Annotated in this window: 10 protein-coding genes and 3 pseudogenes; 9 read left to right on the top strand and 4 right to left on the bottom strand. The window is 43.6% G+C overall.

Annotated features, from left to right (window positions below):
* Positions 1–194: 194 nt before the first annotated feature.
* Positions 195–761 carry a Uma2 family endonuclease gene (locus tag MiSe_RS21595; protein WP_373872832.1) on the top strand — a complete coding sequence of 189 codons (567 nt, stop codon included), beginning with the start codon at positions 195–197 and terminating at the stop codon, positions 759–761.
* Between the two features lie 33 nt (positions 762–794).
* Here the strand turns inward: MiSe_RS21595 and MiSe_RS21590 are convergent, their stop codons facing one another.
* On the bottom strand, positions 795–1,361 hold the full coding sequence (locus MiSe_RS21590; RefSeq protein ID WP_226584805.1) for a YdcF family protein: 567 nt from the start codon (positions 1,359–1,361) through the stop codon (positions 795–797).
* 225 nt (positions 1,362–1,586) lie between these two features.
* On the opposite strand from MiSe_RS21590, the gene MiSe_RS21585 reads away from it, so the two are divergent.
* From MiSe_RS21585 to MiSe_RS21575, 3 genes and pseudogenes are all read left to right on the top strand, one after another.
* A complete protein-coding gene (locus tag MiSe_RS21585) occupies positions 1,587–2,678 on the top strand; it encodes a medium chain dehydrogenase/reductase family protein (protein WP_226584804.1) in 1,092 nt (363 codons plus the stop codon).
* A gap of 133 nt (positions 2,679–2,811) precedes the next feature.
* A pseudogene (locus tag MiSe_RS21580) lies at positions 2,812–3,852 on the top strand (pyruvate kinase); the annotation flags it as partial.
* Positions 3,853–4,025: 173 nt separating this feature from the next.
* Positions 4,026–4,505: pseudogene (locus MiSe_RS21575) on the top strand (pyruvate kinase); the annotation flags it as partial.
* Between the two features lie 397 nt (positions 4,506–4,902).
* Here the strand turns inward: MiSe_RS21575 and malQ are convergent.
* Positions 4,903–6,417 (bottom strand): 4-alpha-glucanotransferase, encoded by a 1,515-nt coding sequence (gene malQ, locus MiSe_RS21570; RefSeq protein ID WP_226584801.1) that lies wholly within the window; start codon positions 6,415–6,417, stop codon positions 4,903–4,905.
* 223 nt (positions 6,418–6,640) lie between these two features.
* Here malQ and MiSe_RS21565 point away from each other — a divergent pair, with 223 nt between their 5' ends.
* On the top strand, positions 6,641–7,207 hold the full coding sequence (locus tag MiSe_RS21565) for a hypothetical protein (protein ID WP_226584800.1): 567 nt from the start codon (positions 6,641–6,643) through the stop codon (positions 7,205–7,207).
* 628 nt (positions 7,208–7,835) lie between these two features.
* Here MiSe_RS21565 and MiSe_RS21560 read toward each other — a convergent pair.
* On the bottom strand, positions 7,836–8,408 hold the full coding sequence (locus MiSe_RS21560) for a Crp/Fnr family transcriptional regulator (protein ID WP_226584799.1): 573 nt from the start codon (positions 8,406–8,408) through the stop codon (positions 7,836–7,838).
* Positions 8,409–8,702: 294 nt separating this feature from the next.
* Here MiSe_RS21560 and MiSe_RS21555 point away from each other — a divergent pair, with 294 nt between their 5' ends.
* The 4 genes from MiSe_RS21555 to MiSe_RS21540 all read left to right on the top strand — a co-directional run bounded on the left by MiSe_RS21555 (position 8,703) and on the right by MiSe_RS21540 (position 11,309).
* Entirely contained in the window at positions 8,703–8,864 is a 162-nt protein-coding gene (locus MiSe_RS21555) for a hypothetical protein (protein ID WP_226584798.1), read from the top strand.
* A 386-nt stretch (positions 8,865–9,250) separates the two neighbouring features.
* Positions 9,251–9,991 carry a sulfite exporter TauE/SafE family protein gene (locus MiSe_RS21550; protein WP_444980531.1) on the top strand — a complete coding sequence of 247 codons (741 nt, stop codon included), beginning with the start codon at positions 9,251–9,253 and terminating at the stop codon, positions 9,989–9,991.
* Positions 9,992–10,123: 132 nt separating this feature from the next.
* Positions 10,124–11,167 (top strand): AI-2E family transporter, encoded by a 1,044-nt coding sequence (locus tag MiSe_RS21545; RefSeq protein ID WP_226584796.1) that lies wholly within the window; start codon positions 10,124–10,126, stop codon positions 11,165–11,167.
* On the top strand, positions 11,160–11,309 hold the full coding sequence (locus MiSe_RS21540) for a hypothetical protein (protein WP_226584795.1): 150 nt from the start codon (positions 11,160–11,162) through the stop codon (positions 11,307–11,309). The genes MiSe_RS21545 and MiSe_RS21540 overlap by 8 nt, the downstream gene beginning before the upstream one ends.
* A gap of 123 nt (positions 11,310–11,432) precedes the next feature.
* On the opposite strand, the pseudogene MiSe_RS21535 reads toward MiSe_RS21540, so the two are convergent.
* A pseudogene (locus MiSe_RS21535) lies at positions 11,433–12,076 on the bottom strand (DUF389 domain-containing protein); the annotation flags it as partial.
* Positions 12,077–12,097 lie beyond the last annotated feature (21 nt).

Below are 12,097 nucleotides of genomic sequence, written 5' to 3'. Positions count from 1 at the left end.
ACTGTGTTGCACCCCATTGAAAACAGCTGTAATTCCGATACAACCGGAATCCATATGAGGCGCTTTGCTCTCAGCCAGGGGATTTAATGGTTTGGTTTATGAAAACGATGAAACCCAGCAGCAGAGGAAGCTGAAAGAGTAAGCGATCGCCTTCTTGAATGTCGGTATAAAAATAAGGAGCTAGTACAACGATCGTGAGTAAAAGCTATCCTTACTTTTCGCCAGAAGAGTATTTAGAGCTTGAGGAAATTAGCACAATTAAGCATGAATATATTCAAGGCCATATTTATGCAATGGCAGGAGCAAGTAAAGCTCATGTCATCATTACGGGAAATTTGGTCACCCTGCTGAATAACCACCTGAGAGCGACTGGCTGTATCGTTTACTCAACTGATATGAAGGTCAGAATTGAAGCTGCGAACACTTTTTACTATGCTGATGTTGCTGTGACTTGCGATGAACGGGACAGAACATCATCGGAAAGTTTTATTCGCTATCCCAGGCTAATTATTGAAGTGCTATCCCGCCAGACGGAAGCCTTCGATCGAGGAGATAAATTTGCCGACTACAAGACTCTAGAAACTTTGCAAGAATATGTCCTTGTTAATCAATATCAGAGAACGGTAGAACGTTTTTATCGCAATTCTGAAGGAGAATGGGTGCCATTTGTATATCGGGACGGCGAAGAAGTGAGGTTTGATAGCATTAATTTTGGTCAAGCGATCGCGGCACTGTATGAGAATGTAGCACTGCTAACCTAAACCGAGCGCTCGCAAAGGTCGCATCCTCAAAACTTAAATTCCCCAAATCAGGTAAACAATATAAAAATACGTCTCTCTGGCGAGAAACCCAAGCTGACCGTTCAAACTGCGATATCGAGTAGTCGGCGTTGGGGATGGATATGCATTTAAACCCAAGTCTCTTGCCATTAATACAGATCGCTTCATATGCAAAGGATCGCTGACAATCAGAAACTTGGTTAATCGGCGATTGTTTGCTACTATTTTAGCATTTTTTAGGTTTTGATGCGTAGTTCTAGATGAAGTTTCAATCAAAATATTGGTGGCGGGTATTTTTTGAGCGAACGCATAATTTTTGGCAACAATTGCCTCAGCGGTTTCGTTGCTATTGCCAACCCCGCCTGTAAAAATTATCCTCTGAACTTTCCCTGTTTTATATAGTTGAATGGCGTGGTTAATTCTTTCTCTAAAAACGGGAGAGGGTTGGTTTCCCCAAACTGCTGCTCCGAGTACAATTGCTGCATCGGCTTTAATCTCGTTCTGCTGGGTACCATAGATATAAATGCTTACGGAAATGTAGCCAATTCCAACTAGGAGCGCAGACGCAACGCCAAGAAACATAAGCTTCAGCCGTTTTTTAATTTTACCACTCAGTTGCATCATTTATATCGGTAAGCGATCGCTGATGTATTCCAGATTACAATAAACCAATAGTTTCCTCACAATTTCCTCAAGATTTTTTCTTATAACCAAGACAGGAGAATTGGGAGCATAGCCAAGAAATTAGCGGTAATTATAAAATTTGATACCGCAATTAGGGTTGGATTGTGATGGAGTAACTTTAGTATGGAGTACAAGCAGGTTATCATCAACCATCATGGCGGAACTGAAGTTTTACAATTAGTTGAAAATGAAGTTCCAGAACCAGGTTCCGGCGAAGTACGCGTAAAAATTTTGGCGACGGTTGCCTCTTTTACAGATATCTTAATTCGCGAGGGGTTATATCCAGGCGTACCCAAACCGCCGTTTTCTCCTGGTTATGAAATTGTCGGCATTGTAGACAAGCTAGGGGACGGAGTATCCAATTTGCAACTTGGACAGCGAGTAGTTGCACTAACAATTGTGGGTGGTTATAGCGAGTTTATCTGCATCGCTGCAACCGAGTTAATTCAAGTACCTGAAAGTGTGGATGCAGTGGCAGCGGTTTGCTTGCCTTTGCACTACGTTACCGCTTATCAAATGTTGCATCGCATCGCGGCAGTCAAGTCTAGTAGACCTCTCCAACAAAGAATCTCTTTGGCAGGCAGGATGCCTACCCCACAAGAGTTTTTGGAGAGGTCTAATCAACGCATTTTAATTCACGGTGCGGCGGGTGGTGTGGGGACGGCACTTTTGCAACTGGGTAAGCTGGCGGGACTCGAAATGTATGGTACAGCTTCTCAACCCAAACACGAACTCGTATCCAGCTTGGGCGGAATTCCGATTGATTATAAAAATGAGGATTTTGTCCAAACAATTCGCACCCTCACCAGCGACGGGGTTGATGTTGTTTTCGATCCGATTGGTGGCGGTCACTTGCTGAATTCTTACAAAACCCTGCGCCGGGGTGGAAGGTTAATTAGTTACGGTGTTTCTGCTGCACTTGCGGTTAAGCAAGGCAGATTTTTAATTGCGGCATCGACTTTTGCATTGTTGCCGCTGTTGCAGATAATTCCAGATAATCGTCAGGCGGTTTGGTACAACATTGAAGCACTGAAAAAGCAGCATCCGAATTGGTTTAGGGAGGATTTGACAAAACTGTTAAATCTGTTGGCACAAAAGCAAATTAATCCGATTATCGCGGAACGCTTGCCATTAGCAGAAGTTGCCCGCGCCCATCTTTTACTGGAAAAATCGGCGGTGAGTGGCAAGTTAATTCTCACTTGTAACGATGGTTGAATTAGGATGGTGCGTTGCGCTATCGCTAACGCACCCTACATTTAGGGATGGTGCGTTGCGCTATCGCTAACGCACCCTACGGATAGAGGTTTGGCGTAAGTCGTGTGAATGTATTCCCAAAAGAGGCTTTTTTATGACGAACGTTATTTCACCCAAGGAAGATTTAGCACTAGAAAAATTATCAAATCCTCAAACTTTACTGATAGCTTTGCAAAAACTGCGACAGTCGGTGATGCGGGAAGGTCAAGAAATATTTAGTCAGTGGCGATCGCTGATTCACCGCCCGGTTTTCAAAAGCAGCGCCCTCAATCTAGCTTACTACCTAGCGTTGCGCCGACACGACTTGCGTACTTTGCAAACTGCTTTGATGCCTTGGGGGTTATCTTCTCTGGGGCGGATTGAAGCGCGAGTTTTGCCGAATTTAGATGCTGTCATTGCCACTTTAGGGGCAATTTGTGGGGAAGATCCGGCGAAGTTGCCGCCGCATCCACGTTTGGGAGCATTTTTTGCAGGCGATCGCTTGCTGCAACAGCACACCGAAGATGTGTTTGGCGAAACGCGACGGCACCGCCGCGTCAGAATTATGGTTACCCTGCCGACGGCAGCTGCCAACGATGGCGAATTTGTGCGCGATTTGCTGCGGCGGGGATGCGACTGCGTGCGAATTAATTGCGCCCACGATAGCGCCGATATTTGGGCAGCTATGATCGCCAACTTGCGTCAAGCAGAAATGGAAACTGGGCATCATTGCAAAATTTTAATGGATCTGGGCGGCCCCAAACCCCGAATTGAGCAAATATTCGCCCCCGACTCTAACAAGCAACGTTTGTTTGTTGGGGATTATTTGCTAATAACGCGCACCTCGCCCCCAACTGCCAATCCTACCTGTTTCCAAGCGAGTTGTACCATTCCACAAGTCCTCGATCAATTGCAAGTTGGGGCAACAGTATGGATCGATGATGGTCGCATCGGTGCTGGCGTTGAATCTATCAATTCTGAAGGGGTTCTGCTAACAATTACCCATGCCAGACCGCAGGGAGAGAAACTTCGCGCCGATAAAGGAATCAACTTTCCAGATACTGTCCTAAACTTAAGTCCTCTAACCCAAAAGGATTTACAGGATTTAGACTTTATTGCTACCCATGCAGATATTGTCGGCTATTCCTTTGTCCAAACTGCTGCCGGGAGCATGTCAACTTTGTAGCCGACACCCTAAAGGGTGTCGCTACACAAACAAAGCCTGCGAAGGCAGGCTTTAAAAGCTTTAGCCCGCGAAGGCGGGCTTCGTTTGTATAGCCGCACCCTTTAGGGTGTCGGCGTAAATTTACAAACCTGACATGCTCCCCTGCTGCCGATCTGGAAATGTTGCAGCAGGAATTGCAAGTTCGCTTGCTAAATCATCCATCTCGGCAAATAGCAATTGTCGCCAAAATTGAAACGCCCGAAGCTGTTCGCAACCTGCCAGAATTGATTGTGCGTGCGGCGGGAAAACAACCTTTTGGCGTCATGATTGCTAGGGGCGATTTAGCCGTAGAAATTGGCTACCAACGCCTTGCAGAAATGCAGGAAGAAATTTTGTGGCTGTGCGAAGCTGCCCACGTACCCGTCATTTGGGCGACTCAGGTATTAGAAAATCTAGTCTCTAAAGGCATTCCTTCCCGTGCCGAAATCACCGATGCAGCAATGGCTGAAAGGGCAGAGTGCGTGATGTTAAATAAAGGGCCGTTTATTCCCCTTGCCGTAACGATTTTGGATGATGTTTTAACCCGAATGCAAGCTCATCAGTTGAAAAAAACTCCTCAATTGCGAGCTTTACATTCTTGGTAAATACAGCGGATTGCCAGCGAGTGAAAAAAGCCTTATGGCGCAAGTTTGTGTAGCGGCACATTTTAGGATTAATCACACCAGCGGTTAATCCTCTTTTGAAAAAAGCCTTATGGCTGAGTTTGTGTAGCGGCACATTTTAGGATTAATCACACCAGCGGTTAATCCTCTTTTGAAAAAAGCCTTATGGCTGAGTTTGTGTAGCGGCAGCATTAATGCTGCCGCTACACAAACAAGCCGTATTTCATACGGCTGCAATCCGCTATAATATCATGTCCGCTGGTATCGGTAGTGTATCGATGGCTAATTGCTAATTGCAAGCTTGTCATTTACCTGAGAGCAGCCATTAACCATTAGCTATTAGCAGTTACACAACCTTTGCTTAAGGACATGATATAACCTAACGGTTGTAAATTTGGGTTAATTCTAACAGCCTTTCGCTCAATTCTTCGGTAAGCAAATCGGAACTTTCATAACGCCAGCGCCAGTTACCGGGAATTTTACTCGGATCGTTCATTCGGGCGCGATTATCCAAACCTAAAATATCTTGCAGCGGGATAATCGCTAATTTGGCAACTGACGCTAAAGCGGTGCGGATGAGAACCCAATTGATCTCTTGGATATCGTCAGGGGAAGAATAACCCAAATATTGCGCCAAAAATTGCTTTTCTTTGTCACTAGCTTTCCCCCACCAACCGATGGCGGTATCGTTGTCGTGAGTGCCGCTGTAAACTACACTGTTGGGGACGTAGTTATGCGGTAAGTGGGTATTGGTGGGGTCTTCGCTGAACGCAAACATCAAGATTCGCATACCGGGAAAATTGAAGCGATCGCGCAATTCTTCCACTTCTTTAGTAATAATTCCCAAATCCTCTGCCAAAATTGGCGGCATCTCTCCCAACGCGCTACGCAGGGTTTCAAATAACTCTGCACCAGGCGCTTTTAACCATTCGCCATTTATAGCATTTTCTTCCCCAGCAGGTACTTGCCAGTATGCTTCAAATCCGCGAAAATGATCGACGCGAACCAAATCTACATATTGCAGCGTCGCTTTAAACCGATCGATCCACCAAGCAAAATTAGTTTTTTCCAATTGTTCCCAATTATAAACCGGATTGCCCCACAATTGTCCGGTTTCGCTAAAGTAATCTGGGGGAACTCCGGCGATAAATGCGGGGTCAAAAGTTTCTGTATCGAGTTTAAATATATCCCGATTTGCCCAAACATCGGCGCTGTTGTGACAAACATAAATCGAGATATCGCCGATAATTTTTATCCCTTTTTCCTTGGCGTATTCCCGTAGCTTTGACCACTGAGCGAAAAACTTAAATTGTAAGAATTTGTGGAAGGCAATGCTGTCTTTTAAAGCTTTGGATTGAGCTTTGATGGCGTCGGGTTCCCGGAGAGCGATCGCGCGTTCCCAATTATTCCAACTTTTCCCCTCATTCGCTGCTAATAATGCCATAAATAAAGCATAATCTTCCAGCCAATAAGCTTGCGCTTGACAAAATTCTTCAAACGCGGCTTTTTGTTTGTTAGTTAGCGAGGCGTGAAAACTCTTATAGGCTAATTTTAGTAATTGTATTTTGTGCGGAACAACTGCATCAAAATTGACTTTATTTGGAGCTAAATCTGCTTTTATCGGTATTAACTCATCTCGACTTAATAACCCTTCTTCGGCTAATAAATCGAGACTAATCAGCAAGTGATTACCCGCAAAAGCGCTAAAATTCATCGTATAGGGGGAATGTGAGTATCCGGTAGGCCCCAAAGGCAGAATTTGCCACAACTTTTGACCGCTTTTTTCTAAAAAATCTACAAACTCGTAAGCAGATTTGCCTAAATCGCCAATTCCAAATCGGCTCGGTAAACTTGTCGGTTGTAACAGAATTCCACTGGCGCGTTGAAAATCCATGTTGTTTTTTTGTTGCGATCAACCTGTAATCTTAACTATAACACGAATATTATTCAATTCGACTTCAGATAGATTTTAATCTGACTTTAGATAGAAGACTCTGGCGAGTAAATTAGGTAACTTAGCTTGTGAGTGACAAGAATGCCTATTTTTTATTGAACCGCCATAGACGCGCAGCGTCTATGGCGGTTCATTTTCATATTCTCAATAATTCAGAGTAAAAATGCAAAGACATACCCCGGATATTCAACCGTTGGCGAAAGCTGTCCTTAACCGCCAAGAAGAATTTTTCGGACGCTTCCGGTTAGTTTTGAAGCAAAAAATTACCGCCATGCGTACCCGCTATCACGGCGATTACCATTTGGGGCAAGTTCTTTATACGGGGAAAGACTTTATGATTATTGATTTTGAAGGGAAACCAACTCGTCGGTTAAGCGAAAGAAGAATGAAGCGATCGCCTCTGCGCGATGTAGCGGGAATGCTGCAATCTTTCAACGATGCTGCTAGCATTGCCTTTGCTAATGAAGTCGAAAGCGGCACGATCCAGTCTAAAGATCTGCCCTTAATGGAAGCTGGGAATCAGTTTTGGGTTTACTGGGTTAGTGCAGCTTTCCTCAAAGGGTATCTAAAAGTAGCAAGCGGGGATAATTTCTTACCAAAAACAACCGAGGAATTGCATCTGCTGCTGGATGTCTATCTTTTGGAAAAAGTGATTTATAACTTAGGGGAAAAGCTCAACCATCGCCCGGATTTGCTGGGAATTACGCTGAAGCAACTGCTGAAATTTTAGGAGTGCTAATTGCTAATTGCTAATTGCTAATTGCTAATGAAGCGATGGTTAATCTAGCATTTTTCCTGAGATTAGCCATTAATTACGTTGGCCTCGGAATTATATGATGTCCGTTGAATTGCCCATAATAAAAAAACCTCAAAGAGTCGTTGCGTAGGGACACGGCATCAGAGATATCTCGGACAAACAGATAACGTTAATAATGCCGTGTCCCGGCTGCTAATTATGGGTAATAGACCGGACATCATATTATACCAATTTTATTTTTTTTTCACAAAAAAGTATGGTATGGTTTTACCAAACATTTTTTTGAAATCAAGAAATATTTTGTTAAACCCGCCCCTACAGCCAATTATATGAGCTCCGGTGGCATCGGCAGCGTAAGCCGGGGCGGGTTTATTTATCCTTGGCGCTGTTAGCAAAAATCTCTCGTTAAACCCGCCCCTACAGTATTAAAAATATACACAACAGAAGCTAGCGGACATGATATTACCAATTACCAATTACCAATTACCAAATCAACTCAATAAACGCTCGTATTCTTGTTTGACAACCCGATAACATTCACAAGCTCCAGCTTCTAAACCTTTTCGGTCAAGAATTATTATTTTGCCGCGATGGTAGTCGATTAATCCTGCCTGACACTAGCACGGCGCACTCCCAGCATTTGGGAGAGAAACTCCTGAGTCAGAATAAACTCGTCTAAACCTACTCTATCTTGCACCTGCAACAACCAACGGCAGCATCGCGCTTCCACTGGGTGCAGGGTGTTGCAGATAACCGTAAGTATCAGCTGGTTCATCAGCGCTTGTACGTAGCGCAGCAGCAAATTGTGAAATGGACTACCTGGGGGAACTTCCCTTTTGAATACATCCACTTTCATTCGCCAGCTATCGCCAGCAACCTGCACCATTGTTTCAGCCGGAATTCGGTCGGTTCCCAGTAATATAGGAGTGCCAATCATTCCTTCATTCCCCACTGAAGCGACTTCAACTGTGCCGCCATTTCCCAAAACGCCAAGAAAAGAAATAACGCCGCTGTTGGGAAAATAGACATGCTCAATCGGTTCGTTGACTTCGTAGATCCGCTGCTTCAAAGGCAAAGGAATCGCCTGCATCTGTGGTAGGAGGCGTGAGTATTCCTCCCTAGACAGAGCAGCTAGAAGCTTGTTGCCAACTGGGTTACGCCAGCTTTGGGACAAGGAAATAAATCAGGAACTTTTTTGAGTCATTATCGTTTAAAGCATACAATTTACCGCAGTGGTAAGTATCCCTGTCGCCAGAGTGATTCTTTTGTAAAGAAGATATGTGTTCTTGATTACATATTACCCGCCATGCGGGGCGCGCGTTCGCGCTTTTCGCCTCTCGCTCTCCCTATTTTAAGGTGAGAAAAATAATTGGTAAGAAATGTACGGTAGCGTACAGACAGATAATTGCCAAGACGATAGGTTATAAACAGTGTCAACCTTACAAAACTAAACTTGGGACGGATAGTTATGCAAAACTCCCAAAATCAGGTGATTTCGCCGCGAACCCAAGAATTGATCAAATACCTGGTGTTGGCAAAGTTTTCCTTGGCTGAGATTGCTTATATTACAGGGGTATCAGAACAATGGCTACAAAATTATATCGCTGCCCAGTACAGCTTTGTTCATTGATAAATCCGCGATGCTTAGCTGCATAATGCGAAGCAAAAAACCGGCTTTTCTCCCTTTTTAACTCAAAGTTTCAACAGATTATATAACTACTTTTGGTTCGTAGTAAACTTACTACGAACCTAACTTTTTAGCTGAGACGCGCTACTACAACGAAACAAAAAATTTATGAATTTAATTGTATGTAATTATGTCAGGATTTACCCAGTGGTGGCGGTGCCGTACACCCCTGGTGGACGGTTCCAGATTCTCCATTGGGCGGCAGTCCCTGTGCTATTGTTTGCTCATTTATGCTAGCTGAGTTGTCGGGTATCTACCAGGTGCGGCTAGTTATACCAAAATTAACCCGCAAATTCTACAATTATGGCAATGTAAATAGTTACACTTGCATGACGATCGTTTTATTAACGCTAGCCAGTTTTATTGCCTGGTTTCTCAGCAGCCTCGCGGGTGGCGGTAGTCCGTTTATCATTATTCCAATGGTCAATTTCCTTTTGGAAGCGCCAGCCGTCCCGCCAGTTGTAACGACGGGAATGCTGTTTGGTAACTTGCAAAGAACCTTACAACTTTGGCAGGATATTGACTGGGAGTTAACTTTGTGGTACTTGCCTGGGTCGGTTTTGGGAGCGATATTAGGAGCATTTGCATTTACTCGGACGCCGCTGCAATGGTTGCAAGTTTTGCTGGGATTATTTCTCGTTAGTTCTATTTTTACTTTCGGGTTTGGGAACAAAGAACAATCTTTTAAAGTTGAGAGTTGGTTTTTCTTACCCGCTGGTTTTGTTTATGCGTTTCTTTCAGGATTGATTGGCAGCATTGGCCCGATACTCAACCCATTTTACCTTAATTATGGTTTAGTTAAAGAGAAGATGATCGCTACCAAATCTGCCCACGTTTTGGTGGTGCATATCACCAAAATGATAACTTATGGTGCTTTGGGGGCGTTGACTTTGCCGTATCTTGGGTATGGTTTGGTAATCGGGATTGCCGCAGCGCCAGCGAATTGGATCGGAATGTTGGTGTTGCAAAAGATGAGCGACGAACAGTTTCGCAAGTTTGCGATCGCTCTCATTACCATCAGCGGTATATTCATCCTTTGGGATCAACGCAACTTTTTTGTTTTTTGGTAAGGTTACGGCGATCTAACAAAAATTCATCTTCCCGGAAGAACATTACCGCAGGTAGAGGAATTATGGCAGCTTGTCTGCCATAATTCATTCTATGGTAGCAAGGTTTACTCATAAGATAAAATTTCAGGAATAATGAATGATTCAAGTACAAGAAACTTCTGGGATCGATTCAGCACTACCAAGCTGATTCCCTATTTGTTACTGTTAGCTCTTGGCTGGGGAATTGTCCAGATTTTGGCTGATTTTGAAAATGTCATTGCGCTCTTTATATTTGCGGCTATTCTGGCATTTTTGCTGAATTATCCCGTGCAGTGGGTGGCTCGTTTTTTACCACGGGGGCTAGCAGTTACCGGAGTTTTTTTACTGAGTCTGCTAATTATTGGCGGTTTGATAGGCACTTTGGGTTTTGCCATTATCTCGCAAGCTGAACAATTGCTAAGTCAATCGCCTCAACTTTTTGAATCAGCGATCGCACTCTTAGAGCGCATCCAAAATCTTCTGAATAACTGGAATATTCAAGTTGATTTCGCTGCGATTGAAGCGCAATTACGCGAGCAAGCTTTAGCAGGAGTTGGAATTGGTTTGGCTACGCTTCAAACTTTAATTTCCAATTTCGTCGATTTAATTTTGGTAGCCGTTGTAGCTTTTTTCATGCTCTTAGATGGAAAAATTATTTGGAATTTTATTCTTAAAGCTTTTCCAGTAAATCTGCGCGGGAGACTGAATGAGGCAATTCAAAGAAACTTTTTAGGCTTCTTTTGGGGGCGGTTACTTTTATCAATTTTCTTGGGAATTTCGGCGTTTATTGGATTTATTATATTACAAATTCCTTATGCCTTAGTAATGGCAGCGATTGCAGGCGTTTTCGACCTGATTCCCGGCATCGGAGCCACTATCGGAATTAGTCTAGTTTGTTTAATTATATTACCTCAAGGAATTTGGCTAAGCCTTAAAGTTTTAATCGGTTGTGTTTTGCTCCAACAGGTAGAGGAAAATCTGCTCATGCCTCGGATTATGCAAGGTTCGATTAATATGAACCCAGTTGTTATGTTCTTTGCGTTATTAGTGGGGGCTAAAGTTGCAGGGTTGGTCGGGATTTTTCTATCAATTCCCATTGCTGGAGTATTGATTAGTTTATTTGAAGTTAAAGAAATGCAGGTAGAAAATAATGGCTAATGGCTGGCTAATGGCTAATAGAAAAGAAAAATCACCAATGGCTAATGGCTGGCTAATGGCTAATAGAAAAGAAAAATCACCAATGGCTAATGGCTGGCTAATGGCTAATAGAAAAGAAAAATCACCAATGGCTAATGGCTAATGGCTAATGGCTAATAGAAAAGAAAAATCACCAATGGCTAATGGCTAATGGCTAATGGCTAATAGAAAAGAAAAATCACCAATTAGCAATTAGCAATTAGCAATTAGCAATTACCCCGAGTTATTAATCTTCTCGCAAGACTTCTTCGATTTGACCGACTTCAAAAATTAAAGTAAAACGTTGACCCATTTCTGCTTCGACAAATTCTTCCAATAACCGCACCTGTTTTGGGGTTACTGGATCTTTTGCTCTGACGCTTAAACGCACTTCTGGCGGACTGGTTAACCAGTTGATTTCGCTTGTAAGCAATCGCACTCGTTGAAAAGTAACAGTTCGGTTTAACAACGCTCGTCGCAGACTGGTTTCCAGTTGCGCTTGACGAACTAATTCACCAAAACTGAAACCTAAAGGAATCAGCAGAACTGCCGTAAAACCTAAAGTCCACATCAAAGGTTTTTTTGCTCGCACCAAAGAGGTATATCCTGCTACGAGAAAGGTCAACATGCAAGAAAGGGTAATGCCCAACAAATTGGTGAGATAAAGTAAGGTTGCTCCTAAACTTAGCGACCAATTTGCTTGCGATAATCCTAAACCAATGACGCAAATCGGAGGCATTAAAGCAACTGCGTTCGCGTAGCGTGCGGTCGGCATATCGCTGTCCCCGCCAAACTCCCAGAAATCTTCGGTTCTACCTTAGCGTATCCGCTGATACCACCAGCCGCCACGGCAATACCTAAATCTAACAGCGTCGGTTTCCCCCGCGCCACCCCAACGATCCTTTACTAACG

The sequence above is a fragment of the Microseira wollei NIES-4236 genome (assembly GCF_020521235.1).
GTDB classification, from domain to species: domain Bacteria; phylum Cyanobacteriota; class Cyanobacteriia; order Cyanobacteriales; family Aerosakkonemataceae; genus Microseira; species Microseira wollei.
Note: the sequence above shows the minus strand (reverse complement) of the source record. Positions and strands in the feature narration are given on the sequence as shown.